This window comes from Blautia hominis (assembly GCA_002270465.1).
GTDB lineage: Bacteria > Bacillota > Clostridia > Lachnospirales > Lachnospiraceae > Blautia > Blautia hominis.
This window is the reverse complement of record NQOF01000011.1, coordinates 70,364-96,555: the sequence shown is the minus strand read 5'-3', so window position 1 is coordinate 96,555 and position 26,192 is coordinate 70,364. Positions and strand designations below refer to the sequence as shown.

Here is a 26,192-nt window from a genome sequence, read left to right as displayed (position 1 = left end):
GGACTAAAAGATGAAAAAATTAATAGTTAGTAGAAAAAACTTTTTAAAGACAATAATTGCCTGTGTAATGTTAACAGTATTAACTGTCACAAGTGTAAGTGCACAAGAATTAGAAGATTTGGGGAAAATTGTAGATGGTTCAAAATTAACTAATGAAGTATCTGCAGAGTCTATAGAGAGTACATTGACAAGAGGAAATATTCTAAATCAAGGAATTGCTAAAATAACTAATATCGGTGGTGGTATGGTTAATATGTATGGTTCTGCAACATGTTTTGTGACATGTGATAAAGTTACCGTTAAATTAACTTTACAGAGATATTCTGGCGGGGCATGGTACAATGTTGATATGTATGATGATGTTGCATATAATACCGCGACTTTTACAAGAAGCTATAATGTTAGCGTGGCAAAGGGATATTATTATAGAGTAAAAGGTGCCTGTATTGCACAAAAAGGAAGTACAACTGAAACAAAATTACCAACCACCGATGGAATCTGGATAGGATAATAATTAATTACCACTATCAAAAATAATAAAATAATCTGAAAAGTTCTATTAAACTCCCCCCCTTTACGGTATAATGAAAGTAACCATACTTTTATATAACCGCAAAGGGGGTTCTTTTATGAAACTGACTTTTATAGGTGCGACTCATGAGGTTACGGGAAGTTGTTATTTCCTGGAGGCGGCGGGGAAGAAGTTTTTGGTGGACTGCGGAATGGAGCAGGGACCGGATCAGTATGAAAACCAGGAGATCCCGGTGGCAATGTCTGATGTGGATTTTGCGCTGCTGACCCATGCCCATATTGACCACTCCGGCAATTTCCCGCTGGCTTATGCAAAAGGATTCCGGGGACCTATTTATGCGACCAACGCTACCTGCGATTTGTGTGACATTATGCTGCGTGACAGTGCACATATCCAGATGTTTGAGGCAGAGTGGCGGAACCGCAAGGCACAGAGAAACGGACAGCCTGATTTTGTACCCGCATATACCATGGAGGATGCTCTGAATGTGATCAAACAGTTTGTGGGGTGTGGGTACAGCAGAAAAATCCAGGTTGCGGACGGCATACAGGTAAGATTTGTGGATGCCGGGCATCTTCTGGGGTCCTCGAGTATTGAGATTTGGATCACAGAGGAGGGTGTGGAGAAGAAGATCGTGTTCTCCGGAGATATCGGCAACCTGGACCAGCCGCTTATAAAAGATCCGGAATATCTGGACAGCGCGGACTACGTGGTTATGGAATCCACCTATGGTGACAGGAGTCACGGCGAAAGACCTGACTATGCCATGGAATTAGTGAAAATTCTGAAAAGAACCTTTGACAAAAACGGAAACGTGGTGGTGCCTTCCTTTGCTGTCGGCAGAACACAGGAAATGCTGTATTTTCTCAGGCGGATCAAAGAAGAAAATATGCTTCCCGAATACCCGTATTTTGATGTGTATGTGGATAGCCCCCTGGCTGTCCAGGCCACCAATATTTTCAAAGAGCATTATACGGACTGCTATGATGAGGAGGCCATGGACCTCATAGAGAAAGGCATCAATCCTATAGCATTTCCGGGTTTGAAGCTCTCCATCACCAGTGATGAGTCAAGAGCCATCAATATGGATGACAGCCATAAGGTGATCCTGTCGGCCAGCGGTATGTGTGATGCGGGACGTATCAAGCATCATCTGAAACATAATCTTTGGAGGCGCGAGTCCACCATTGTATTTGTCGGATACCAGGCTGTAGGTACACTGGGACGGGCGCTGCTGGAGGGCGCCACAGATGTAAGACTGTTCGGTGAGGATATCCATGTCTGCGCAGACATTGTGAGACTGCCGGGCATCAGCGGCCATGCGGATGATGCGGGACTGATCCGCTGGGCATCCGCTTTTAAGGAGAAGCCCCAGCGTGTCTTTGTAACACACGGGGATGACCAGGTATGTGATCTGTTTGCGGAAAGGCTGAAAAATGAACTGGGCTACAATGCCATGGCGCCTTTCAGCGGCACGGAATTTGATATGCTGGCAAATGAATTTGAGAAGGAAACCGTTGGAGTTGTCATCAAACATGCGAAGGAGAAGGCAAAAGCCCGCAAGGCTTCCGGTGTTTATGCAAGACTTCTTGCAGCAGGCCAGCGGTTAATGACGGTTATCCGTCATAATGAGGGTGGTGCAAATAAAGACCTGGCAAAATTTGCAGACCAGATTAATTCCATGTGCGATAAGTGGGACCGCTGACAGCCAGGGACAGCGGAAAAAACTATTTTACAGAGAGAATGGGGGATTCTACATGAAAACAAGCGAAGACGTGAGAAAACTGTGTGAAGAAAAGCAGATCCGTATGATAGACTTTAAAATGACGGATTTAAACGGACGGTGGCGCCATTTGACCATTCCGGTGGAACGTTTTGATGATGACATTTTTGTCTATGGAATCGGATTTGACGGTTCTAATTACGGGTATGCTCCTATAGAAAAGAGTGATATGGTATTTATTCCCGACCCGGACACCGCTACCGTGGACCCATTTGCAGAGATTCCCACACTGACCATGTGCGGAAATGTCTGTACTATCGGCGATGATAAGAACCTGCCCTTTGACCAGTATCCGAGAAATGTTGCGCTCAAAGCAGTGGAATATATGCAGGAGGAGCAGATCGCGGACCGGATGGTGATTGGGCCGGAATTTGAATTTTATCTGCTGGACCATGTAAGCTATAGTGTCACACCTCAAAAGTGCAGCTACAGCATTGACACCAGGCAGGCGGAGTGGAACAGCGGCATAGATAATGGACAGAACAACGGCTATCAGGTTCCGTATCAAGGTGGATATCACGCAGCAGCGCCCCAGGACGTGGGATATAATCTCAGAAGTAAAATGTGTATGCTCCTGGAGGAGTGGGGTGTCAAAGTAAAATATCATCACCACGAAGTGGGCGGCCCGGGCCAGATGGAAATTGAGGTTGAGCTGGGTGACATGGTGGAAATGGCAGATAAGACCATGATCGTAAAATATGTTTTGAAAAATGCGGCTGCGGCAGAAGGCAGAACCGTTACCTTTATGCCGAAACCCATTCACAAAGAAGCCGGAAACGGTATGCATGTGCATATGCTGCTCATGAAAGACGGCGCTCCCATCTTTTACGATAAGGACGGATATTCAGGACTGAGCGACACCGCCCATTATTTTATCGGCGGCCTGCTCAAGCATATTGCCTCCCTGTGCGCATTTACCAACCCATCCACAAACTCCTTCAAACGTCTGGTACCCGGTTATGAAGCACCTGTAACCATTGGATATGCAACATCAAACAGGAGCGCGGTCATCCGTATACCGGCTTATGCCAAGAAACCGGAAGCCAAGAGATTTGAACTGCGCAACCCGGATGCCACAGCCAATCCATACTATGCATATTCTGCCATTCTCATGGCAGGCCTGGATGGGATCAAGAATAAAATAGACCCGCGTGAACACGGATGGGGTCCCTTTGACTGTAATCTGTATTCCCTGTCACCTGAGGAGCAGAAAAAGATACAGAGCCTGCCCCGTTCCATGGGAGAAGCTCTGGAAGCCCTTGAAAATGACCACGATTATCTCACCGCAGGCGGTGTCTTCCCGCAGCGCCTCATTGATATCTGGCTGGAGAAAAAGAAAAAAGAGCTGCAGGAAATCGAACAGATTCCAAGCCCCTCAGAATTTAAATATTATTATGATCTATAAATAGCAGTAGCACAGGCGGGATTTTATTGGGATTCCGCCTGTGGTGTAAGAAAAGGTTTAGACTGGATTTGGTTTACATAATTATGCGAAACGGAGGTGCAGCATGGAGAATACGGGAAACCAACCCAAACGTTTCTGCAGAAAGTGTCTTCTTCAGGATATGGATGAAGGGCAGTATTTTGATGACATGCGTAAATACATTGAAAATCTGGATGAGGAATTGAAGGTCTCCTCGCAGCTCTATGACCGGAGACTCGCATTTTGCAGGGAATGTGATCATTTAATAAGCGGAATGTGCAGAATCTGCGGATGCTTTGTGGAGATGCGGGCTGTCATGAAACAGAACAACTGTCCCGGGATTCCGAAGAAGTGGTGAGAAGGAGGACGCAGCATGAGATTTGAAGAAGATTATATCATGAGGATAATTAAGGATATGGTCAAGGCCCTGGCCTGTGTCATCTTTGGAAAGAGATTTACAGAGTATGAGGTGGAGGAAGAAAAAGCAGATGACACGGATTTTCTCTACCGCGATATCCTTGAGATGGCAGACAAGGGAAAGATCAATGAGGCGGAAAACATACTCCTCACAGATATGGATCAGACTGACAAACGATACATGGAGATGGCCATGAGCTTTTATCTCCATATCAACCAATATACAGATGAATTTCTGGCTGCAAACGGCTACAGCAGACAGGAAATCCTGGACGGCGTGGAAGCGCTGGCAGCGGCCAATGGTATCGAAGGTCTGGAGGAACTGTCTGAGGATCTGTATTTGGACGGCCCTTCCGGACAGGAAGAGCGCTAATACCACAGCGGTGAGGCGTGGTAGGAATATAATACAGAAGCATTGAGCGGAAATCGTCACTTTATAAAAGTTGGCGATTTTTTTGTACCCCAAAGGGGATGCCTCACACCCGGTGGGGAGCCGGCAAAATTTATTTGAAAAATCACAAAATACCTCTTGACACATTATACTATGCAATGTATAGTATAATGCATAAGGAGGCGATACGATGGATACACAGCTAAAGAAGGGCTTCCTGGAATTCTGTGTTCTTGCGGCATTATACAAGAATGATTCCTACGGATACCAGATCATTAAAGACATATCCGTATGTATTGAAATATCAGAATCAACCCTGTACCCCATATTAAAACGCCTGGAGGCAAACGGACGTCTGGAGACATACTCAGTGGAGCACAACAGCCGCCTGCGTAAATACTACAGGATCACCGAAGGGGGCAAGGAACATATCCAGGAGTTTTTAAATGACTGGCAGCAGGTAACAGATATATATGATTTTGTGAAGGGAGCAGTGGAAAATGAAGAAGGATGAATTTATAAGCAGTCTGGAGCGACTGCTGCGGAGCCTGAAAAGGGAGGAACGGAATAGATTCCTATCCTATTATTCAGAGATGATCGCGGATTATATGGAGGACGGATGTGAGGAGGAGGAGGCTGTGCAGCGGATTGGGAATCCCGGCGAGATAGCACAGGAAATCCTGTCAGACAGAGACGCTCTGCCGCCGAAGCCCACACCCAAGTGGATGAAGGCAGGTGTTATTGCATTATTAGTCCTGGGGTCTCCGCTTTGGGGAAGTTTGGTCCTGGCGGCTATCTGCTGTGCGCTTTCAGCCGTGATCATGGTATTATGTGCCTATGTAATTATCTGGTGTATTCCCTTTTTATTCGGCGTATTTAGTGTGTCCAGTCTTTTTTTAGCCCTGGTAAGCACAGTAGGTTCTGCAATATTGTTGTTCCAGGATAGTGCCACAGGTTTGGTGCAGATGGGACTGGGAATTCTGCTTGCAGGCGTTTTTTTGGTAACCGCACTGCTTACCTGGGAAGTGGGTAAAAAATTTGTAGTGGTTACAAAAACATTCAGCAGATGGCTTGCAGGACTGTTTCAGAAAAAGAGAGGTGTTAAAGCATGAAAATGAAATCTTTTAAAAGTAAGATCCTGCTGGCTGGCGTTATTTTTATGCTGGCCGGAGCAGCTGTGGGACTTGTGGGATTTGGAATGACCGGATTTGAACCTAATAATTTACTAAAATGGAGTGAAAACAGATGGTACCAGACCATTCACTATCAACAAGGGAATTTCCATATAGGTATAAAGCTGAGAGAGGGAGTCTATATCACCAGCTTTGGCTCTTTTTAATGGCTGTGAGCATCAGTTTTCCATGTTCTTATAATAGAAAACCGCAAGCTGCGTCCTGTCACGCAGACTCAGTTTATCTAATATTGCGCTTAAATAATTCCGCACAGTGCCTTCACTGAGGTAAAGGCTCTGTGCGATTTCTTTATTATTCAGGCCTTTTGCCACCAGCTCAATGACATCCATTTCCCGTTCTAATATCCCATATCTGCTCAGATCCATGCTCCCGGATCGTTCCATCATTTTCGGGATCCTGGTAACAATTTCGCTGCCGAACACACTCTGCCCGGACATGACGGAGTGCAGAGCCGGAGCAATGGTCTCAATATCCTGTTTGATCAGATAACCTTTGGCACCAATGCGCAGAGCGCGCACAATGTACTCGTCGTCTGAAAAGGTGGTCAGGAACAGGATCCTGGCCTCCGGATGTTTTTCCAATATCTCAGCCCCTGCATCCAGACCGGAAAAGTCCCCCATCTGAATATCCATAAGCAGAATATCCGGCCGCATGTCCTCGTACAGACGGACAGCCGCCTCCCCGCTGTTTCCGGAAGCACATACTTCAATACCCGGCTCTGCCTGCAGGATCGTTTTCAATGAAATGCAGACAAAAGGGTCATCATCAACAATAATAACTTTCATATCAATACCTCACTTCTGTTATCCGGGTTATTTTGAAACCTGCTCGCTCTGTTTGGGAATCGAGATAAAAATACGGAACCCGTTCTTGTTCTCCGTCCTGAAAATGCCGTGAAAATCCTCCACTCTCTCCCTCATATTCATAAGTCCGATACCTCCGGCACCGGATACGGCGGTCTGGGTACCATTGTCCTGGATGATGAGCTGGTAGAAGCCGGGATGTTCCAGCACAGAGACAGAAGCTTCTGTTGCATTGCTGTGCCTGGAAATGTTGGACAGGGCCTCCCTTACAATGGCGATCACGCAGTATTTCAGCTCTTTGGACTCAATCTTGGCGTTGTAGTCCAGTGCCGCGGGACAGAAGGTAAACTCCCGGGTCAGGCGTGAGAGTACCATCTGCAGGTCCACAGATTCCTCATACAGATTGTGCACACTGCTGCGCACATTGTTCATAGCATCATCCAGTGTGGATTTAACAGCAGAAAGTTGTGCGGCCAGCTCCTCCTGTTCTTTCCACACAACCTGCATGGCCCGTATCTGGAAGAGGGAACGAGTGAGCAGATGACCTACATTGTCATGGATCTCCCTGGCGATCCGGTTTCGTTCGGTGAGGGTTGCCAGTTGGATCTCATACTCCTGTTTTTCCAGAAGCTCCCTGTTCCTCTGTTCCAGATAAAGGGATTCCTCACGGGTGCTGTCCTGGGAATTGTGAAATTCCGTCATCATCTTTTCATATTCTATCGTCCGCCGGGAGATGTAGACTGCGAGCAGCCCTGTCATAAGGTTCAGAAAAAAGGCCGATACCGTGAAATTGTGAAAATGGTACAGGTATGCCGGGAACCAGACAAACTGCAGAAGCCTTTTCCGGGAACGCTGGCAGTCATAGTAAATGACCGGAAGAAAGACTGCCAGACCGGAGTAGAACAGGGAGACAGCGATGCAGATCCCACACAGGAAATCCCGGGACCGTTCCCGGTCCAGATAGGAAATGAGAGCGGTTACACTGAGTGATAAAAGCAGGGCTGAGATAAGAGGAGTATTAATAGAATAGCCTGCAAGATTCAGGGTGCAAAATATAAAAATAAAGGATTTATCCCACAGACGCCTCATATGTACGCCCCCTTTCCCGGAGTGTGTCTTAAGATTTATCAATGCTTGTAGTAAGAGTGTATCACAGGAGCGCGTAAAAAGTAAGGTGCCGCAGGAAGAAATGACAAATGTCATATACAGCGGCCTGTATTCATGACACTGCTCACTGTCAGAGGCGGAGCAAAATTGATAGAATGAAGGCAGATAAGAAAAAGGGGAGGAAGACCTATGATTATAGAAGTAAACAATCTCGTAAAACGGTATAAGGATCTGGTGGCTCTGGACCATTTTAATCTTCAGGTAAAGAAAGGGGAGATTTACGGTCTGCTCGGGCCAAACGGCAGCGGCAAGACCACTGCCATCAACTGTATGCTTGCCCTGCTCAAATACGATAAAGGGGAAATACGGCTTTTCGGAGAGACCATGGCGCCGGACAACCGGTCGGTGAAACAGAGGATCGGTGTTGTGATGCAGAATGTGGCAGTGTTCAATGAACTGACCGTTTATGAGAATATAGACTATTTCTGCGGCATGTATGTGCCCGAAAAGACGAAAAGAAAGGCTCTGGTAGAGGAGGCTATGGAATTTACGGATATGAAAGATTTCAGGAAATTTCTGCCCAGAAAACTCAGCGGCGGCCTTCTGAGGCGTCTGAATATTGCCTGCGGTATTGCCCATAAGCCGGAGCTGATCTTTATGGATGAACCTACAGTAGCGGTTGACCCGCAGAGCAGAAACAGCATTCTGGAAGGCATCAAAATGCTGAACCGAAACGGTGCCACTGTCATCTATACCACCCACTATATGGAAGAGGTGGAGCAGATATGCTCCCGCATCATGATCATGGATAAAGGCAGGGAGATTGCTTCCGGCACCAAAGAGGAGCTGAAGGGCCTGATCCGTACAGGTGAGAAGATCACCATAGAATTATCAGAACTTCCGTCGGAGATCATGGCGAAAATGCAGAAAGTGGAAGGTGTACTGGAAGCGGAATATGAAGGGAATCTTTTGAAGGTGCAGTGTGAGAGCGGAGGCCACAGCCTCATTACGCTGCTGGATATTCTGCGGAAGAACAAAATATATTTCGGCAGGATATTTTCAGAGCCGCCTACATTAAACGATGTTTTCCTGGAGATCACAGGAAAAGAACTGAGGGATTAGGGGGGATGGATATGTTCTGGAATATTTACAGTAAGCGTTTACTCAGTTCCATTCGGAACAAGGATCAGCTGATTTGGATTTGGGCCTTTCCGCTCATCATGTCGACCCTGTTTTATTTCTGCCTGTCAGCCGTGTCACAGTCAGACAATTTGGAGTCTGTTCCGGTGGGTGTGATCACGGATACCGCCTATGAGGAAAACCAGATGTTCAGTCAGGTTTTGGAACAGGTGAGCAGCGGGGAGGACGCCATACTGAAGGTGACGGAATACGCACAGAGGGATAAAGCGGACAGTGCGCTGGAGAAGGGAGACATTGACGGATATATCCTTATCAGGGAAAATACCCCTCAGCTTGTGGTAAAGCAGGACGGCATGAACCAGACAATCCTGAAAAGCTTTTTGGACCGTTATGTGCAGACAGAGGGAAATATAAGGGCCATAATGGAAAAAAATCCGGGATATGCCCTTGATCTTGAGGAGATCATGGGAGGAGATACCCTTACAGAGGAAATATCTCTCTCCTCACAGCCCTATTCCCCGGTGATAAACTTCTATTATGCCCTGATGGCAATGGTATGCATGTACGGCGGTATGCAGGGGCTTACAAGTATCACATATCTGCAGGGAAACCTGTCCGCCCTGGGAGCCAGGCGCATGATGGCGCCTCTTGGCAGGATCCGTGTGATCTTCTACGACCTGCTGGCAAGCGCAACAGTGCATATGATGAGCCTGCTGTTTCTATTATTTTATATTACGGTTATTCTGAAAGTGGATTTTGGGGACCGGCTGCCTCTTCTCGTTCTCACGTGCCTGGCAGGCACTATCCTGGGTGTGGCGTTTGGTACGGTTGTAAGCTGCCTGTCTAAACTGGGGGAGAATATGAAGGTTGGAATTCTGGTATCCATCACTATGGTTTGCTGTTTTGGGGCAGGCATGATGGTTTCAGGCATGAAATATATTGTGGACCAGAATATGCCTATTATCTCCTGGCTGAACCCTGCGGCAAGGATATCAGATGCCTTCTACTGCCTGTACTATTTTGACGACTATCAGAGATACTGCCAGAACATAGCTGTGATACTGGCTATGGCAGCCGGAATGTTTCTGTTGTCAGCATTTTCTTTAAGGAGGCAGAATTATGAGAGTATTTAAGGCATGTCTGTTGGTGATCAGACGCAGGATGGTCATGTTTGCCACTTATTTTATCATATTTATCGGTGTATCCATTATGCTCTCACAGATTGGCAGACAGAGCTACAGCAGTGTATTTGAGGAGAGCCGCCCTACGTTTACAGTGATAAACAGAGATAAAGAAACAACCTATACGGAAAAAATGATGGATTTTTTAAAGGAGCATGGTACTTATGTGCCTCTTGAAGATGATCTGGAAGTCATTCAGGATGCCAGATTTAACGAGGCAGTCAGCTATATCCTGATCATCCCGGAGGGGTTCCAGGATGCCCTGAAGGATGAGAAACCGGTCAGATTACTGGAAAATAAGACACAGGATTCCGCCAGTGGATATCAGATGAGTAGTTATGTTAACCAATATTGGGGTTATATACAGACCAGGGAAAAGATAGAGGAGAATCCGGACAGAGAGAAAATTGCAGATGAGGTATCAGAACTTTTAAACAGCAGTGTCAGCGTGGAAAAACGCCAGTATTTGAAGACACAGCCCGTTTCCGAGGGATTTAAGGCTCAATATCAGGTGGCGCCGTATATCATTCTGGTTATCTGTGTTCTCTGCATTACCTCCATATTCCTCAGCTTCCAGAGACCGGATATCCGTATGAGGAATCTGTGCGGGCCTTTGAAACCATTTACACGGCTGTGGCAGATGGGACTGGGATGTGCATGTGTTGGGATCGTATTCTGGATAATACTTACAGTTGCGGGACTTTTCCTATATTACGATTCGGTGAAGGACATGGATATTAGGATCACAGGTCTGATCCTGCTGAACAGCTTTATCATGCTTTTGCTTGCTATGGCAGTCTCGGTGTTGGCATCCCTCTTTGTCAGGGATACGAATATGCAGAACGCGGCAGCCAATATACTGGCCCTGGGCCTGTCTTTCCTGGGAGGGGCATTTGTGCCCATCAGCATTATGGGGGACGGCGTTCTGAAATTTGCCAGATGCCTGCCCGTATACTGGTACGAAGAATGCCTGGATGAGATCAGCGGTCTGACCGGATTCGGCATAGAGAATCTGCTTCCGGTGTGGAAGTGTATGGGGATCCTTCTGGGATTCACAATAGCAGTCCTCTGTGTTACGCTGGCAGTAAATAAGCAGAAAAGCGGTGCGGAGGAGTCCTTCGGAACCACAAAGACAGAGATAGAGATGTAACAGTAAAGCCGCCGGTTTTCAAATGAGAAGACCGGCGGCTGAAAGTATGTATGCGGCTGTAAGGAGGATTACAAGTCCGCCAGCGTTCAAGGCCGGAAAAAGCAGCAGATAGGAACGAAAATCCGCCTCCTCGGTCTTGAGATAAAATTTCATGGAGATCAGGCTTGCCAGAGAGGCGATGGGAGTTCCCAGGCCGCCCAGATTGGTACCCACCAAAAGGGCCTTCCAATTCTCCGTAAAGGAAGACAAAAGCACAGCAGCGGGGACATTACTGATGATCTGGCTGGAGAGCACAGAAGTCAGCATACCGTTTTTTGTCATACAAGCGGACAGAAAGGAACGTATGGTTTCCATTCTGCCAAGATTTCCGGAAAAGACGAAAAAGCATATAAATGTTGCCAAAAGAAAATAGTCTACGTTCCCAAAGATGTCCCTGGAAAGAAGTAAAAGGCATACCATAACGCACAAGGTCAGGGCCTGATAGGGAAGAACATGGAAGATAGTCAGCAGGCACATAAGAAAAAGGACGGTAAAAACAGCCAGAAGCCGTGGATGCTCCAGAGGGGAGGACTCCTTAAAATACACCCTCACAGGTTCCTGACGCACAAACCGGATACAAAAAAGAAGCAGAATAAGGCTTATGGCAGTGAAGGGCAGCATGGTGAGAAAAAACTCCCCCATTCCCAGCCCATATCTGGAACAGAGAAAAAGGTTCTGGGGATTTCCGGGGGGAGTAGCCATACTTCCCAGATTGGCAGCTATGGTCTGCAGCACAATGATCGGCGCAGTATGCCTGTCCTGTTTGATAATATGCAGTACCAGGATGGTGAAGGGAACAAAGGTGAGGAGCGCCACATCATTTGTGATCACCATGGAACAGAAAAACGGCAGCAGTACCAGGGCGAGTGCAAGCCCGCGCATATGGTTCTGGGCACCCAGGAGTTTTTCGGCCAGTATACGGAAAATACCGCATTTCTGAAAACCTGCCGTCACAGCCATGAGACAAAACAGGAGGCACAGGGTGCGCAGATCTATATAGCCCGCATATTCGGCATCAGGCTTTACAGCCAGCATGGAAAGCAGGGCGAAAAGGAGCGAGATGCAGAAAACCGTCTCCTCCCGGAGTATTTTATATAGAAAGGACTTCATCAATATCCACCTCATAAGAAAAGCCGTCTCCTGCAGGAAACCATAGAATTGGTCCTTGGCAGGATGCGGCTTTTATTTTCTGATAAATTTTCAGTCTCAGGCGTTCTGAGCTTTTATAGATTCCAGAGCCAGTGCAAGCTGGTCCGGGCAGGATGTACCGCGTCCGCCGCAGTCGGTTCCTTTCAGGCGTTCGATGACTTCGTCAACCTTCATGCCTTTCACCAGACTGGCAATTCCCTTGGTATTGCCATTGCATCCCCCGTTGAATTTTACAGATGAGATCGTATCCCCATCCAATTCAATTTCGATAGAACGTGAACATACGCCTCTTGTCTTATATACAGTCATAATATAATCCTCCGTTTTGTATTATCCTGCGGATAATTATAGCAGATATGCGTGAAAAAGAAAATAGGGATTTTGCGGGGAGGCAGGGATGAGGAAAGCAATTGTTACTGATCACTCCGTGTCAGTAACACGCTTTGCGATGCACAGATATGTAGCATTCTGCCCCATATCGCGCTGGCTGCCTCGGGATTTTCATGCGTTATACATTCAGCCTGCAGCAGATTTTACTGCCACGCTATTTCTTAAAATAACAGAAAAAGGTTATATAAACTTAATTGACTTTCATTCATATATCATGTAATCTGTAATAACAGCGGAAAACAAGACCGCTGGAGGTAATTTCTTTTACAGTGCAGCTTCTCTGCATTGAGGCATATCGCCGCTTATTTCCAACACTTGAAATCTATAAGGATCCGGAGGTGATGCAAATGGCAGTATTTTTGGGATTGCATGTTAAATAAAAGTTTGCTAAAATAAAGGAGAGATATGTATATGGGAGAGATTGCATATCAGAACAAGGATATTGTTTCCAAAATCCTGGGAGATGGGATGAAGGAAAAATCCTTTTCCGTATACGGGATACCTATGTCAAAAGTAAAAGAGGTACTGCCCGTCAACCTGCCCGCAATAGAAGCAAATGAAATGGCGACAGACAATCTTTTCAAACTGGAAGACAGCAGCTATGCGGTCATAGACTATGAGAGTACATTTTCAGAGAAAAGCAAGATCAAGTACGTGAACCACATAGCCCGGATCCTGAAAAAATACGGCAGCAATATCCGGTTGAGGATGATTGTCTTATGCACATCCGGAATCCGCCATATCAATGCTGTGTTGGATGTGGGATGCCTCCGTCTCACGGTGGAGCCGGGATATCTGTCTTCTATCAATGCGGAAATCATCTTGAAGACTGTCAGGGAGAGAATAGAGAACAGAGAAAAACTAAGTGATACAGAGGTCATGCAGCTCATCATCCTACCCTTGACAGAGGAAAAGAAAGAAAAACAAAAGGTGGTTTTAGAGGAAGCAGTAAACCTTGCCAAAAATATACAGGATGAAGAACAGCAGTTGTTTGTTCTGTCAGGCATCATCACATTTTCCGATAAGATCATAGAACCGGAGTTCGCAAGACAAGTAGAGGAGTGGATTAGAATGACGAAGGTAGGAAGACTGTTTGAAGAAGAAAAACAGCAGGCAGTGGCAGCAGTGATGGATCTGTTAGAGCAGGAGAGAGCCATCACGGAGCAGGAAAGAGCCAAGAAGAATCAGGAATCATTAAAAGTCGTTTCACTTAAACTGCTCCTGAAAGGTAGTTCACCCCAGGAAGTTTCAAAAGCCACCGGCCTTTCACTGGAGGAGGTAAAGGAATTACTCTCTTGAAACGACAATATCTTGAGTTTTAATAAACTTATAAGCAGAGCACTTAGATTTTGAGGTACATTTTGCAATTTTGTGATGCTGAATCGATATACAAAACAGAGTCCCGGCGCCCTTGGACCACAAGGGTTTAGGGATTCTTTTTTACTTTCTGGTAATATTTATCGCAAAAAGAGCAAAGGTTTCCATTTCTACTGTTTCCCTGCCATTCAACAGCCCGGAAAGGGTCAGTGAGGCCACTCGGGTAAGGATTTATCAGGAAACAAAGGAGTTGAAATATTGAAACTGTCCCACTGCGTGTACAGAGAGTGAAAAAAAGTGTTTGAGTTTATCATTAACCGATCACATTCAACCTTCTGTGGTTGTTGGGTTGTCTTATCTGCTATAAATGGTGCATCGCGATACATGTTACGGTCATGGAGTGAATGGTAACCAAGATATGATTGGTGTACATTATATATGGAAGAAACAGACATGAATGAAGGATACGTTCATCTTGTAAGTTAGTTATTGTGTATTCTGGGGAACCGGGCACAGCAATTTAAGTTATGTAAACTTATGCTGGAAGCTTAATAAAAAATTAAGAAAGTGTGAGAAGGGCATTTTAAGCATAAAATGCTCTTTTTGTGTGCTATACAGAGACATACCCATTGACATATATCCAATATTAGTAATATGATGGGATTAAAGTATATTTAGGTATCATACATAAAGAAAGTGAAGGGCAAAACAGGACATGGCGCAGAAGAAAAACAATAACCAGGGTTTTACGCTGGTAGAATTAATTGTTGTGATCGTAATTATTTTGATACTTGCCGCATTAGCTGTTCCATCCATAACCCGTTATGTGCAGAAGTCAAAGGTAGCAAAGTGTGCGAATCAAAGGCATGAGTTGGAGACACAGTTTCAGATCATGGGAACAGATGTGCCGGAAATTGCGCTTTGTGATCAAATAGGAGAGGTTAACACACTGTTAGGCCAGGATGTGCTGAACTATATGGTCAAGAATGGATACTGTTCTGAAGACATAACGGTTTGTCCTGTATATAATGAAAAATATACGGTTGAAGTGACGGTAGAATCCGGCCATCAGCAAGTTGATTTTTCCTGTTCCTGTGTTGACGGTGTTAAAGGTTATGTTTCTTTATGTGGCAGTTATTATGAGGAACTAAAAAAGAATAATGGTAATAAAGTAAATAGGGAAGCGGTAATAAAAAAAGTAGCGGAAGAAAAAGGATTTTTAAAGATTACAGATACGATAAAAAATAAGACATCTTTTGCTAATGAAGATTTATATTGGAAACCTTATTATTTGACAGATGGTAAAATGATATTATTTGGAACAACAGATACGAACAAAACAGATCCCTGGGAAGGGTGGAAGGGATATCTTATCTATATTGATGGACAGGTGTATCAGAGCACAAATAAAAAATGGAATGGGGATCCTGACAGCACCATTATAGCAGATTTAAAAGATGTTAATACTAATACTTTAGAAAAGTATGTTGAAGATAAAAAATTTAAAAAGGTGTCATAAAACATGACGTTTATAAACATAAAAGCATTACGCTTTTACTAAGAAGGGATAATAGGAATACATTCTGACACGAAATGCAGTTTTTGTTACCGAATGGCAGTTTTGTTGCAGTTTATTGCATTGACAAACCATTACACAAATTATAAAATTAAAACAAATATATTTTAGGGCTATAAAACAAGCGGAGGCGTGCAGACAAATGGGAGAGAGTATGATAGAAGTAAAATTACCGGTGTTAAAAGTGCACATGTTGGGAGGCTTCTCCATGGAATATGGCGATAGACCCATATCCTTCCGCAGAAATACAGCAACCAAATCAATGAAGCTGCTTCAGATCCTTCTCCACTGCGGTGAAAATGGAATTGCCAGGGCAAAACTGTTAGAGAATCTGTACGGAAGGGAGGAATTGGCGGATGTATCCAACAATTTAAGGGTAACTTCACACCGTTTGAAAAAAATGCTTGTGGATGCCGGCCTTCCAGAGTATGATTATATACAGATTAAAAGTGGAATCTACCGCTGGAATGCGCCTATGGAGGCAGAGGTGGATGCCCTTATGTTCTCACACCTAATTGAATTAGGAAAAGCGGAAACGGATGAAGAAAAGAAAATACAATATTTCTGTCAGGCCTGTGAAACATACCACGGTGAATTCCTGCCGGGGCTTTCAGGGGAAGACTGGGTTTTGCTGGAGAGTGTGCAGTATAAAAAGAAATACACCTATGCTTTGGAAGAAATCTGTGATTATATGATCAAACAAAGGGAATATGAGACAGTATTAAAATTATGTGATACTGCCAGTGAACTTTATCCCTTTGATGAATGGCAGTCCGTGCAGGTAGATTGTCTGATGGCCTTGAACAGATATAAAGAAGCAATCCAGATTTATGAGGATACGGCGAAGCTGTTCTTTGAAGAACTGGGAATCAGCCCTTCTGAAAAAATGATGAACCAGTTCAAGGAAATGAGCGCTAAAATGAGCCATAAGCCACAGGCGATCAACGAAATCAAAGGCGGATTGAAAGAAGATGAGGAGGAGGACGGTGCGTTCTACTGTAACCTTCCAAGCTTTCGGGATGGATATCGTCTTGTGCGGCGAATCATTGAGCGAAGCGGCCAGTCCGTTTATCTTATGCTGTGCACCATTACAGATGGCAAAGGACACCCAATGGAAAACAAAGATAAATTGACAGCCATGTCCGATGAATTGTATTATGCAGTTAAACATTGTCTGCGCAGGGGAGATTCCTTTACAAAATACAGCCCCACACAGTTTTTGATCCTTTTGGTAGGAACCAACCAGGAAAACTGTGGAATGATTTTTAACCGTATTTCCCGCTATTTTGCCAGAGAACATAAATCATGGGAGCAACATCTGGAATACTATGTTTCCTCCATAGCTGATGTAGAGAATGACAAATCCAGGATCAGTTTCCGAAGCAATGGATTCCATTGGGATTAACAAAAAAATTCCGGGAATGACGGGAGAGTGTGGACTATGAACAGAGAAGACAATATAAACATAAATGTATCCGCCCCAAACCTGATCAGTGTTTGTGTGGATACCAGCGACCATGGGGAATTCTCAGGACGCCTCTATCAGTGTTACGAGGAAGAACCGTGGCGTTACAAAAATGTGGTACAGCTCCTGCGTCTTATGGACAATCTTTACGATATAATTTCTTACCCTCAGGCTTCCACAGAAAGCCGGAGTTTTGTAAAAAAAGAAAAGGAACCCTCACAGAGATTAGAAAAACGGGTACCTCAGGATGAAATCCTAAAACAGAATGGTCAAGTAGCTACATTTGTCATCTATGTCCAGTACAGACAGAATGCCACCTGGCAGGGCGAAGTAATCTGGAAAGAGAAAGGAATGAAACAACATTTCAGCAGCGCACTGGAGCTGATAAAGCTCGTAGACAGTGCTCTTGGGGAATATGATATCTGACATGCATATGCCGCCGGATTGCCGGCGGTTTTTTTTTGCCCTTTTTTAGACCGTTTCACAGGATTTTCACATTACCATTACACAAGAGATAAAGAAGAGAAAAAGATTTGAAAAAGTAATGCGTGTAATGCTTTTCGTAATGCTCCTTTCAGTACAATAAGACCATAGTTAAGCAAGAGTTAAAAACTTTACCCAAAGGAGGCGAGAGTGTTGTGAGTGGCAAAACAGTAAAAAAAGACAAAGGAACTTTTATTATAAAAATCCATGAATGTCAGAACGCCACATGGCAGGGCAGTGTCCTGTGGGTTGAAGAACAAAGGGAACAATATTTTCGTAGCGCTTTGGAATTATTGAAGATGATAGATGGAGCTATAGCCGGAATAGAAGAAGATATAGTAGAAGGAGGAAGCCATGAAAAGTAATATAAAGAAAAGAATATTAGCAGTTGTACTTTGCATGGTCTTGATGCTGAGTACGAGCATATCTACTATGGCGGACGGTGAGCCTGTGACAGGAAAACCTGTACCAGAAAACGGTGCAAGCCAGGAACCGGCAGAAACAAGTAATGATGAAGAGAAGCCAGAGACAGAAGGTTCCGAACAGGGACAACAGGAAAATAGTGAATTAAAAGAGGAACAACAGGATACAAATATATTAGAACAAGAACAGCAGAAGGCAGAAGACAATGATTTAGAAAATAATACACAAACTGAGACAGATACAGTATTAAATGATAGCGATTCTGAAGTGCCAGAGTTGGAAAAAGAGGAAGAAAAGCTGGAGTGGAGTCAGGAAGTTGATTCATCCATAGTGAAGGTGACAGCTGATGAAAATGTCCTTCCTTCAGACGCAGTGCTTTATGCAAGTAAGATTGAATCTGAGACGGAAATCGAAGAGATAGAAAAAGCAGTAGAAGAGAAGGCTATAGAACAGCAGAAAGCAGTAGAAGGAATTGTTGCCTATGATATTAGCTTTAAGGATGCTGAGGGAAATGATATTCAGCCAGTGGGTCAGGTAAACGTAGAGGTACTTAACCCAGAACTGCCGCAGGAAAAAAATGATGAAAGTAAAATAGCGGTTATGCATGTTTCAGATGACAAAAACAGTGTTACTGAAATGGAAACAAATGAAATGAATGATGGAATAGAATTTACAACAACTCATTTTTCTACATATGTAATTATTCAGCAAGGGGGAAATGAGGTAAATATAGTTCTTGAACATTATAATAGCTCAACAGGAGAGAAAATTTATTCTGATGACATACTTACACTTCCGGTTGGAGGAAAAGTAAATAATTATGCAAAAGCAAACAACTGGGAAGTTGAGAAGGTTAACATAAATGGAAAGGATTATTCAAACGAGAAAGACTACAGTGAAATTCAAGTAGCCAGTAATAGTACAATAAAGATTTATTATACACCTATAGAAGATGTATATGAAGGTGAAACAACATTCTATGACTATACCATGATGGCAGGAACAAGTGGGAAGGGGAATAATAAGAAATATTATTCAATTAACATGCCGGAGAACTATGGTTCGGATTCTGCTGCACAGAACAAGCTGACAGTAGGTGTTGATATTCGTAATTATCCGCCTTACCAATATAAATGTTTAGTTAATAATCAAAATGCTAATGCATATACAAAATCAAAAAAAGTTATAAAAGGTTTACTAAAAGGACTGGATAAAAATGGTAACGTTGTATTTAATTATGCAGAACCAGGGTTTTTTGACAACTCAGATGCGTCGTTTACATTAAAGGGAGAGACACGATATACACGAAAGGTATATAAAGACTATAAATTAGAATTTGCACAAAAAGGTGATTCATACCAATTATCCCAGGTGAAGAATGGAAGTGGTAAAACGGTAGCATATGCCGGAAATGATTTCTTTCCACTTGATGATGTTAAACCCAGTTATTCTGGCGATACAGAAAATTTAAAAAATCCTAAAAATAATGTCTATTTTGGTATGCGATATGATGTGACATTTAAGATTGGAGATTATATTGGTCCTTTGAATTACAGCTTCACCGGTGATGATGATTTATGGGTTGTCCTAGATGGTAAAGAAGTAGTAATTGATCTTGGAGGTATTCATGATGCAGCTGAAGGAAGTGTTGATCTATGGGATTATATAGGTGATCCAAGTAGTCTTAGCACTAAAGAGAAAGAAGAAGAGCATAAGTTGACCATTTTATATATGGAGCGAGGAGCTTATGAATCTAACTGTAAGATGGATTTTACATTACCATCGGCACAAGTGACTAAAGTGACTCAAACCCCAATGGCCGATTTGTTGCTTCATAAGGTTAACAAACAAGGAGAAGCGCTTGAAGGCGCAAGATTTACATTAACAAATCAGGAAAGTGGTGAAGTTCAAACATCTACGTCTACTGCCACAGGGTCTGTTCAGTTCACAAAATTAATAGAAGGTACATATGTTTTAACTGAAGATATGGCACCATCGGGATATATTCCATCTTTGGAGAGTTGGATCGTGAAGGTTGAACCCAAAGATAAAGATACGGTAGTTGCAACCATGTATTTATCGGATGGAGTAACGAAGTATACAGAGAAAGATGGAGGATATTATGAAATTTTAAATGTAACAAAACAGGAACTGATAGATAGCTCTATGGATTATAACAAGACGGCGACTGTAAAAAACTGGGATGACAGAGCTTATGATATTAATATTAATGCATCTTCTAAATTAACTACAACAATGACTGAGGAAAAAACTGTAATCTCAGATACGATGATTGTGTTAGATGCATCTGGAAGTATGAACTATGAACAGATAGGTAGTTCTGTGAAGAATGCCTCAATGGAGCTTGTGGATAGGTATAAAAATGCACAGTTGGATACAACAAAACTATATTTCTACTATTCTGGGGAGTATAGCCCAATGGCTTATATTGATGGTAAGTGGCAATGGTGTAATTCTTCAGGTGAGTGGGCTGAACCTAAAGGCGAAAGTTATGTCTATCACTGTGAATCTCGACTTACAGGGGTAAAGGAAGCTATGAATGCATTTGTAAATTCAGTATTGACTTCTTCTCCTAAGAGTAAACTAGGCGTTGCATCATATAATACGAGTGGCAAAACAATTAATTCACTTCAAGAAGTAGGAGTAAATGCTACTGCACTGATTCAGAATATAATAAAAATGCGGGCAACTGATGGAACAAATCCGGAAAAAGGTCTTGAGATTGCCTATAATCAATTAACTAGTGCGATTGAGAATGGAGATGATACTCCTAAATATGTAATTCTTTTTACGGATGGTGCTCCGACAGGTGGTAATAATATATCTGGTGGTACGGATAATAGTTGGTCTGAATCCGCGGTTAAGAACACAAAAGAATATTCTGATAGAATAAAAGCCCTTGGTATTACTTTGTATACAGTTGGATTTGGACTTACTGATAAAGCAAAAGGGTGGCTGGATGGAAGTCGAGCGATAACATATGACAATATAAATTATTCAGGTATTGCTTCTAAAGATTGTGCGTTAACTGCAGAAAATATGGATGAATTAAAAAATATCTTTAAGAAAATTCAAAGCACAATTACTGAAAGCGTAGAGATTAAAAATGCTGAAATTAAAGATGTAATTGATCCAAGATTTGTGATTCTGGATGATGAAGGTAATCCTATTACAAAGGATTACAAAGGTATTAATAATGGAATTACTTTAAAAAATGGTGGCACAGTATATTATGATGCCAAAACAGGCTATCAATACATTGTATGGACGGAACAAACAATTCCAAATAAAGAAAAAGGTGAGTGGAGTAATACCATTACAGTTAAGGCGCAGGATGATTACATTGGTGGTAATAACGTAACAACTAATATCTCGCCTGATTCCAGAATATCAACAGGATACGGGAATGCAATACTTCCGCTGCCCTCCGTTAATGTCAAGGCTGAGATAGAGGTAGGAAATAATGAAGTGACCATTTACAAAGGTGATAGTATTCCTACAGATGATATAATATTAAATAAATTGTTTAATATTGAGGATTTATTATCTAAGTATAATGGCATAACAGAGAATGATTTTAATCTGGCATGGTATACGGATGCGGCCTGCACTGAAGACAAAAAAATATCAAAGGAAGACATTGCAAAATCAATACCGGACTCAGATACCAGTTATTACCTGAAAGTTACTTTCGATGCAGGTGAACCATCAGGAGAGAGTACAAAGAATACGAATGGTCATATTGCAGGCGGAGAAGATCATATTGTTGAAGCGGCAAATGTTGATGATAACGGGAAGAATTATGGTATTTATGAGATTAAAGTTATTGCCGGTGAAATACAAATAGTTAAGAAACTTGATGAGGCATCCAGTACAGAACAGGTATTTGAATTTGAAGTGACCAAAAAAAATGATTCTGCATTTACTAGAACGGTAAGTGTAGTAATTCCCTCAAACAGTACAGATCAAGTATTTTATACTGGGGAAGAGTTAAAGAATCTGGCACGCGGAGAATATACGGTTACTGAAAAATCCGTGAATGGATATGCAGTTAAAGACTTATCCGTTGCGGATAAGACAGATTGTAAAAATACCTTATCAAATGAATCTGCTACGTTTACATTAGGTACCAACAAAAAAGATGTAAATGTTATCAACAAGGAATGGAAATATATCGGTGATGGCGTCCTTGGAGTTGTAACTTATACAAATGAAAAAGTGGTTTCTGACTGGGATATCAGAAAAGTTAGTTCCAGTGACAATAGTCTTTTAATATCTGGTGCTGAATTTGAATTAAAGTCTTCTGATCATATTTATTATGGAAAGTCAGATGAGCACGGTATTGTAAATTGGTATAAGACTGAAGATTTTGGCGAAACTTCTATAGCTTCACAACTCTCCCCGGGTACTTATACGTTAAGAGAGACAAAGGCTCCTGTGGGATATGCAAATAGTAGTGAGACGTGGACTATTGTAATTACTAATAATGGTGATTTGAAATCAATTGAATCCAGTAGCGGAGAGGTTAAAAAAGCTGAGACTACGGATGGAAAAACAACAGTTCACTTCTATTTTGAGAATACCGCAGTGTTTGCTCTGCCAAGTACAGGTGGTTCGGGAATATTTGGTTATTTGATTGGTGGTGTACTGCTCATGATGGCAGCAACTCTAATCTTATATAAAAACAAACACAGGGAGGTGCTGGAAAATTAAATGATATGAATGCATTTTTCAGCGGTCTCTGTACCGCAAAAAGCGGAAGGCAATTGAGTAAAAACATTTTTAACTTTAAATGGGTATAGCCCTAAAAAGAAAAGGAGAAAAGATATGAGTAAGATTAAAAAAGTATTAGCCATGTTATTAGCATTGGCGATGGTTCTGGGAACCACGTTGACAGCATTTGCAGCGGATGAAACTACTGAGGCTAATGCAAAGGTATCAGCAATCCGGCAGGAAGAAGGCAAAACAGTATCGGTTACAGCTTATAAGATTGTTGAATTGGACAGAACGAGTTTAACTGGTTATAAAGATTTAACTGGCAATATTGCTGACGTAACAAAACCGACAACAGCAGAGTTAAGAGCAATTGATACAACAGGATTATCTTCAAAACCAATGACAAAGGGCCAGGATTATTCAAAAGGTAGTTATAAAGTTGCAGACTATACGGCAAATTTAACACCAGGAATGTATTTAATTGTTGTAACAGGTACAACATTTGTATACAATCCGATGGCACTTAGTGTTAATCTGCAGAATGGTGAAGTGTCTTCTACAGATACAGTTGCAAAACCTTCAGAACCAACAATTGTTAAAGAAGCTGACCAGCCTGACGTAGAAATTGGGAAAGATGTAAAGTTTACAATTGAAGCAACAATTCCGAGCTATGGCCCAGAATATACTGGAGATGTTACATTTGAGATTACAGATAGATTATCAGATGGATTAGACTATAATAATGATGCAAGTGTAGAAGTAACTGGATTAAAAGACGGTTATACAAAACCAACAGTTCAGCAGGATGCGCAGAATGCTCGGCTTTTAACTGTTACATTTGATTCAGAGATGATTAAAAATCATCCAGGTGAAATTGTTACCATTACTTATACAGCTGAAGTAAATGAAAATGCAGTTACAAACTTTAATCCGAATACTAATACAGCTGAGTTAGAATATAGCAATTCACCTGACAATACTACAAAAAAGGATTCTACAACTAAAACATATACCTTTGAACTTGATGGATTAGCATGGGGTTCTACAACAGATAGATATGAAGATATCTTTAAGACAGATGACGGAACAAAAACTGAGTCCTCAGAAGAGATAAATTATGCAAGACTTCAGGGAGCAGAATTTGGGCTTTTTACAGATGAGGCATGTAAAAATTTATTTAAATCCGCTGTAACAGATGAGAATGGACGACTGAATATTAAAGGTTTAGATGGGGATGTAAAATATTATTTAAAAGAAACAAAGGCACCAACTGGTTTTCAGTTAAATGATGTTGTAGTACCAGTTTTGGTTGAGCCTACTTATGAAGAGGATGGAACACTTAAGAGTTATACAATATCAATTGGTGGCAATGTAACTACTACATATGTTGCTGAATACAGCAAAGAGGGTACAGTTACAAAAGTAGATCATACAGGTGATGGATATCAGTTTAAGAATACCAAACTCTCCTCCCTCCCGTCCACAGGTGGAATCGGTACAACAATCTTCACCATCGGCGGATGCCTCATCATGATTGTAGCAGCAGGTCTCTTCTTCGCAAGCCGCAGAAAATCTGCAAAATAATATAACCACAATCATTTATAACAATTAGCAACAAATCCAAGCAACAACAAAATGCCGGGGCGGACGGCCCGCCCCGGCATTTTAGAAAAATACAACAATAAGGAGAGTCCGGATGAAAAAAAGAGCACACATAATCATTGTTTCCCTTCTATTTTTAGCCGGTTTGTCCTTGCTGCTGTATCCCTTCGTATCAAATCAATGGAATAACTACAGACAGAGCAAATTGATCAGTAATTACGAAGAAGTGGTAAATGAAAAAAGCACAGCCGGTGAGATTGACTACAAAGCCGAAGCAAGCCGCGCAGAAGCTTACAACAATGCCCTTCTTCCCAGCATCCTCCCAGACTCCTTTGCCGTAGCGGAAGCTTCCGAGGAAGACGAAGAATATATGTCTTGTCTTAACCTCACAGGTGATGGTATGATGGGATATGTAGAAATCCCTAAAATTGATATTAAAATCCCTGTTTTTCATACTACGGAGGATGAGGTACTTCAAAAAGCAGCAGGCCATCTGGAAGGCAGTTCCCTTCCAATTGGAGGAGAGAGCACACATGCTGTCATCTCCGCCCACAGAGGGCTTCCAAGTGCGACACTGTTCACGGATCTTGACAAGTTAAAAGAAGGCGACCATTTCCTTCTCTATATATTAGATGATACCCTTTGCTATGAAGTGGATATGATATCAGTCGTAGAACCTGACCAAACCGAAGGGCTGGCAGTAGTGGAAGGAAAAGATTTAGTAACCCTCTTTACCTGTACACCATACGGCGTGAACAGCCAGAGACTTCTGGTTCGCGGGCACCGCGTTCCCTATGAAGAGACAGTAATGGAAGAAACACCTACTTCCCTGCTGACCGGTGTAAGTATGCACACAAGTTATCTCTTCTGGGTAATTGTAGGCTTGGCAGTCACAGCAGCCTTTGTTACTTTCCTCTATCTCCGTGAAAAGAAATTAAGAAAAAAGCTTGATCTGGGTGAGAAACAGGAGAATGAGGAGCTGACGGACAAATAAATGAAGAGAAAAATTTCAACGATTCTGTTCGGATTATTATTTCTGGCAGGGTTTGGCATCCTGGTTTACCCAACCGTTTCCAATCAGTGGAACACCTACCGCCAGAGTAAACTCATAAGCAGTTATGAGGAAACCATCGGTGATATGACGCCGGAAGATTTTACAAAAGAATGGGAAGCCGCAAGAGCCTTTGATGAATCTCTGACCCAGAACAATCTTTATGGTGATGTATTTGGAGAGGATAAAGAAGAACTGGAAAATACAGAATATTGGAAAGTTCTGAATGTCAACAATGACGGGATCATGGGATACCTCTCCATCCCCAAGATCAACATAAAAGTTGCCATCTACCACGGCACCGGAGACGATGTCCTCCAGACCGGAGTAGGCCACTTAAACGGAACCAAATTACCAATCGGAGGCGAAAGTACCCACAGCGTACTGGCAGCCCACAGAGGACTTCCAAGCGCCAGACTTTTTACAGATGTCGACCAGTTAAAACGCGGAGATTTATTTTACATTCACGTACTGGACGAAACTTTAGCCTATGAGGTAGACGAAATCCTTACTATGATAGACAAAGATGACAGGGAAACCTTAGACGGCGCTATGGCCATCGAAGAAGGCCAGGATTATGTAACCTTGTTCACCTGCACTCCATACGGTGTAAACTCCCACAGGCTTTTAGTCCGCGGACATCGGGTACCGTATACAGGAGAGGAAGAAATAGAAAGCACACCGGTTCAGTCCATGTTGAAAGCAGTTCAGAATTATTATATGATATATCTGATCCTTGGATTGGCTGTGACACTGCTTGTGATACTTTTAATGAAATTCCTGTTTAGACCACGGAAGAAAAAATAAAATACGGATACAGTGGATGACAGGGAATGAGAT

At 42.7% G+C, this 26,192-nt stretch carries 25 protein-coding genes; 21 read left to right on the top strand and 4 right to left on the bottom strand.

What is annotated here, in order from left to right; genetic code table 11:
- Nucleotides 1-10 precede the first annotated feature (10 nt).
- The 8 genes from CI595_RS24615 to CI595_RS24580 all read left to right on the top strand — a co-directional run bounded on the left by CI595_RS24615 (nt 11) and on the right by CI595_RS24580 (nt 5,885).
- Nucleotides 11-511 carry a DUF6147 family protein gene (locus CI595_RS24615; protein ID WP_095176246.1) on the top strand — a complete coding sequence of 167 codons (501 nt, stop codon included), beginning with the start codon at nt 11-13 and terminating at the stop codon, nt 509-511.
- Between the two features lie 118 nt (nt 512-629).
- On the top strand, nt 630-2,237 hold the full coding sequence (locus CI595_RS24610; RefSeq protein ID WP_095176245.1) for an MBL fold metallo-hydrolase RNA specificity domain-containing protein: 1,608 nt from the start codon (nt 630-632) through the stop codon (nt 2,235-2,237).
- Nucleotides 2,238-2,289: 52 nt separating this feature from the next.
- Nucleotides 2,290-3,720 (top strand): type I glutamate--ammonia ligase, encoded by a 1,431-nt coding sequence (glnA, locus tag CI595_RS24605; RefSeq protein ID WP_095176244.1) that lies wholly within the window; start codon nt 2,290-2,292, stop codon nt 3,718-3,720.
- Nucleotides 3,721-3,823: 103 nt separating this feature from the next.
- A complete protein-coding gene (locus CI595_RS24600) occupies nt 3,824-4,096 on the top strand; it encodes a DUF6171 family protein (protein ID WP_095176243.1) in 273 nt (90 codons plus the stop codon).
- A gap of 15 nt (nt 4,097-4,111) precedes the next feature.
- Complete coding sequence (locus tag CI595_RS24595) at nt 4,112-4,528, top strand: DUF6483 family protein (protein ID WP_095176242.1); 417 nt, start codon at nt 4,112-4,114, stop codon at nt 4,526-4,528.
- Nucleotides 4,529-4,736: 208 nt separating this feature from the next.
- On the top strand, nt 4,737-5,060 hold the full coding sequence (locus CI595_RS24590) for a PadR family transcriptional regulator (RefSeq protein ID WP_095176241.1): 324 nt from the start codon (nt 4,737-4,739) through the stop codon (nt 5,058-5,060).
- Nucleotides 5,047-5,658: a DUF1700 domain-containing protein gene (locus tag CI595_RS24585; protein ID WP_095176240.1), complete on the top strand. Its 612-nt coding sequence runs from the start codon at nt 5,047-5,049 to the stop codon at nt 5,656-5,658. Before CI595_RS24590 ends, CI595_RS24585 begins: the two co-directional genes overlap by 14 nt.
- The gene (locus tag CI595_RS24580) at nt 5,655-5,885 is read left to right on the top strand and encodes a hypothetical protein (protein ID WP_095176239.1); all 231 of its coding nucleotides are present in this window, start codon (nt 5,655-5,657) and stop codon (nt 5,883-5,885) included. The genes CI595_RS24585 and CI595_RS24580 overlap by 4 nt, the downstream gene beginning before the upstream one ends.
- A 12-nt stretch (nt 5,886-5,897) precedes the next feature.
- Here CI595_RS24580 and CI595_RS24575 read toward each other — a convergent pair whose 3' ends face one another.
- Together CI595_RS24575 and CI595_RS24570 are read right to left on the bottom strand one after the other, a co-directional pair.
- Nucleotides 5,898-6,524 (bottom strand): response regulator, encoded by a 627-nt coding sequence (locus CI595_RS24575; RefSeq protein WP_095176238.1) that lies wholly within the window; start codon nt 6,522-6,524, stop codon nt 5,898-5,900.
- Between the two features lie 27 nt (nt 6,525-6,551).
- Nucleotides 6,552-7,631 (bottom strand): sensor histidine kinase, encoded by a 1,080-nt coding sequence (locus CI595_RS24570; RefSeq protein WP_162291970.1) that lies wholly within the window; start codon nt 7,629-7,631, stop codon nt 6,552-6,554.
- A gap of 207 nt (nt 7,632-7,838) precedes the next feature.
- Here CI595_RS24570 and CI595_RS24565 point away from each other — a divergent pair, with 207 nt between their 5' ends.
- The 3 genes from CI595_RS24565 to CI595_RS24555 are packed head-to-tail and all read left to right on the top strand — an operon-like array spanning nt 7,839 to nt 11,120.
- Nucleotides 7,839-8,771, top strand: coding sequence for an ABC transporter ATP-binding protein (locus CI595_RS24565; protein ID WP_095176236.1), 933 nt, complete (start codon nt 7,839-7,841; stop codon nt 8,769-8,771).
- Nucleotides 8,772-8,782: 11 nt separating this feature from the next.
- Nucleotides 8,783-9,922, top strand: coding sequence for an ABC transporter permease (locus tag CI595_RS24560; RefSeq protein WP_162291969.1), 1,140 nt, complete (start codon nt 8,783-8,785; stop codon nt 9,920-9,922).
- Nucleotides 9,909-11,120, top strand: a complete 1,212-nt coding sequence (locus CI595_RS24555; RefSeq protein ID WP_095176234.1) for an ABC transporter permease — start codon at nt 9,909-9,911, stop codon at nt 11,118-11,120. The genes CI595_RS24560 and CI595_RS24555 overlap by 14 nt, the downstream gene beginning before the upstream one ends.
- 18 nt (nt 11,121-11,138) lie before the next feature.
- Here CI595_RS24555 and CI595_RS24550 read toward each other — a convergent pair whose 3' ends face one another.
- Nucleotides 11,139-12,284: an SLC13 family permease gene (locus CI595_RS24550; RefSeq protein WP_095176233.1), complete on the bottom strand. Its 1,146-nt coding sequence runs from the start codon at nt 12,282-12,284 to the stop codon at nt 11,139-11,141.
- An 81-nt stretch (nt 12,285-12,365) separates the two neighbouring features.
- Entirely contained in the window at nt 12,366-12,617 is a 252-nt protein-coding gene (locus CI595_RS24545; protein ID WP_095176232.1) for a TIGR03905 family TSCPD domain-containing protein, read from the bottom strand.
- Between the two features lie 492 nt (nt 12,618-13,109).
- Between CI595_RS24545 and CI595_RS24535 the strand changes: the two genes are divergently transcribed.
- The 10 genes from CI595_RS24535 to CI595_RS24490 all read left to right on the top strand — a co-directional run bounded on the left by CI595_RS24535 (nt 13,110) and on the right by CI595_RS24490 (nt 26,159).
- Nucleotides 13,110-13,997: a hypothetical protein gene (locus CI595_RS24535; protein ID WP_095176230.1), complete on the top strand. Its 888-nt coding sequence runs from the start codon at nt 13,110-13,112 to the stop codon at nt 13,995-13,997.
- A gap of 112 nt (nt 13,998-14,109) precedes the next feature.
- Nucleotides 14,110-14,277, top strand: a complete 168-nt coding sequence (locus CI595_RS27435; protein WP_162291968.1) for a helix-turn-helix domain-containing protein — start codon at nt 14,110-14,112, stop codon at nt 14,275-14,277.
- 453 nt (nt 14,278-14,730) lie between these two features.
- Nucleotides 14,731-15,534 (top strand): prepilin-type N-terminal cleavage/methylation domain-containing protein, encoded by an 804-nt coding sequence (locus tag CI595_RS24525; protein WP_095176228.1) that lies wholly within the window; start codon nt 14,731-14,733, stop codon nt 15,532-15,534.
- Nucleotides 15,535-15,799: 265 nt separating this feature from the next.
- Nucleotides 15,800-16,996, top strand: coding sequence for an AfsR/SARP family transcriptional regulator (locus CI595_RS24520; RefSeq protein WP_243135248.1), 1,197 nt, complete (start codon nt 15,800-15,802; stop codon nt 16,994-16,996).
- Nucleotides 16,997-17,032: 36 nt separating this feature from the next.
- Nucleotides 17,033-17,482: a hypothetical protein gene (locus CI595_RS24515; RefSeq protein ID WP_095176226.1), complete on the top strand. Its 450-nt coding sequence runs from the start codon at nt 17,033-17,035 to the stop codon at nt 17,480-17,482.
- 212 nt (nt 17,483-17,694) lie between these two features.
- Nucleotides 17,695-17,904 (top strand): hypothetical protein, encoded by a 210-nt coding sequence (locus tag CI595_RS24510; RefSeq protein WP_095176225.1) that lies wholly within the window; start codon nt 17,695-17,697, stop codon nt 17,902-17,904.
- On the top strand, nt 17,894-22,696 hold the full coding sequence (locus CI595_RS24505; protein ID WP_095176224.1) for a SpaA isopeptide-forming pilin-related protein: 4,803 nt from the start codon (nt 17,894-17,896) through the stop codon (nt 22,694-22,696). The genes CI595_RS24510 and CI595_RS24505 overlap by 11 nt, the downstream gene beginning before the upstream one ends.
- Before the next feature lie 114 nt (nt 22,697-22,810).
- Complete coding sequence (locus CI595_RS24500) at nt 22,811-24,283, top strand: isopeptide-forming domain-containing fimbrial protein (protein WP_095176223.1); 1,473 nt, start codon at nt 22,811-22,813, stop codon at nt 24,281-24,283.
- A 112-nt stretch (nt 24,284-24,395) separates the two neighbouring features.
- Nucleotides 24,396-25,295 (top strand): class C sortase, encoded by a 900-nt coding sequence (locus CI595_RS24495; RefSeq protein ID WP_095176222.1) that lies wholly within the window; start codon nt 24,396-24,398, stop codon nt 25,293-25,295.
- Nucleotides 25,296-26,159: a class C sortase gene (locus tag CI595_RS24490; protein ID WP_095176221.1), complete on the top strand. Its 864-nt coding sequence runs from the start codon at nt 25,296-25,298 to the stop codon at nt 26,157-26,159. It abuts the gene before it with no gap.
- The last annotated feature ends 33 nt before the right edge of the window (nt 26,160-26,192 follow it).

Bases quoted from the DNA above. Each gene is read 5' to 3' on its own strand.
- CI595_RS24615 (WP_095176246.1), top strand. From the start codon at position 11: ATGAAAAAATTAATAGTTAGTAGAAAAAACTTTTTAAAGACAATAATT.
- CI595_RS24610 (WP_095176245.1), top strand. From the start codon at position 630: ATGAAACTGACTTTTATAGGTGCGACTCATGAGGTTACGGGAAGTTGT.
- glnA (WP_095176244.1), top strand. From the start codon at position 2,290: ATGAAAACAAGCGAAGACGTGAGAAAACTGTGTGAAGAAAAGCAGATC.
- CI595_RS24600 (WP_095176243.1), top strand. From the start codon at position 3,824: ATGGAGAATACGGGAAACCAACCCAAACGTTTCTGCAGAAAGTGTCTT.
- CI595_RS24595 (WP_095176242.1), top strand. From the start codon at position 4,112: ATGAGATTTGAAGAAGATTATATCATGAGGATAATTAAGGATATGGTC.
- CI595_RS24590 (WP_095176241.1), top strand. From the start codon at position 4,737: ATGGATACACAGCTAAAGAAGGGCTTCCTGGAATTCTGTGTTCTTGCG.
- CI595_RS24585 (WP_095176240.1), top strand. From the start codon at position 5,047: ATGAAGAAGGATGAATTTATAAGCAGTCTGGAGCGACTGCTGCGGAGC.
- CI595_RS24580 (WP_095176239.1), top strand. From the start codon at position 5,655: ATGAAAATGAAATCTTTTAAAAGTAAGATCCTGCTGGCTGGCGTTATT.
- CI595_RS24575 (WP_095176238.1), bottom strand. From the start codon at position 6,524: ATGAAAGTTATTATTGTTGATGATGACCCTTTTGTCTGCATTTCATTG.
- CI595_RS24570 (WP_162291970.1), bottom strand. From the start codon at position 7,631: ATGAGGCGTCTGTGGGATAAATCCTTTATTTTTATATTTTGCACCCTG.
- CI595_RS24565 (WP_095176236.1), top strand. From the start codon at position 7,839: ATGATTATAGAAGTAAACAATCTCGTAAAACGGTATAAGGATCTGGTG.
- CI595_RS24560 (WP_162291969.1), top strand. From the start codon at position 8,783: ATGTTCTGGAATATTTACAGTAAGCGTTTACTCAGTTCCATTCGGAAC.
- CI595_RS24555 (WP_095176234.1), top strand. From the start codon at position 9,909: ATGAGAGTATTTAAGGCATGTCTGTTGGTGATCAGACGCAGGATGGTC.
- CI595_RS24550 (WP_095176233.1), bottom strand. From the start codon at position 12,284: ATGAGGTGGATATTGATGAAGTCCTTTCTATATAAAATACTCCGGGAG.
- CI595_RS24545 (WP_095176232.1), bottom strand. From the start codon at position 12,617: ATGACTGTATATAAGACAAGAGGCGTATGTTCACGTTCTATCGAAATT.
- CI595_RS24535 (WP_095176230.1), top strand. From the start codon at position 13,110: ATGGGAGAGATTGCATATCAGAACAAGGATATTGTTTCCAAAATCCTG.
- CI595_RS24525 (WP_095176228.1), top strand. From the start codon at position 14,731: ATGGCGCAGAAGAAAAACAATAACCAGGGTTTTACGCTGGTAGAATTA.
- CI595_RS24520 (WP_243135248.1), top strand. From the start codon at position 15,800: ATGGAATATGGCGATAGACCCATATCCTTCCGCAGAAATACAGCAACC.
- CI595_RS24515 (WP_095176226.1), top strand. From the start codon at position 17,033: ATGAACAGAGAAGACAATATAAACATAAATGTATCCGCCCCAAACCTG.
- CI595_RS24505 (WP_095176224.1), top strand. From the start codon at position 17,894: ATGAAAAGTAATATAAAGAAAAGAATATTAGCAGTTGTACTTTGCATG.
- CI595_RS24500 (WP_095176223.1), top strand. From the start codon at position 22,811: ATGAGTAAGATTAAAAAAGTATTAGCCATGTTATTAGCATTGGCGATG.
- CI595_RS24495 (WP_095176222.1), top strand. From the start codon at position 24,396: ATGAAAAAAAGAGCACACATAATCATTGTTTCCCTTCTATTTTTAGCC.
- CI595_RS24490 (WP_095176221.1), top strand. From the start codon at position 25,296: ATGAAGAGAAAAATTTCAACGATTCTGTTCGGATTATTATTTCTGGCA.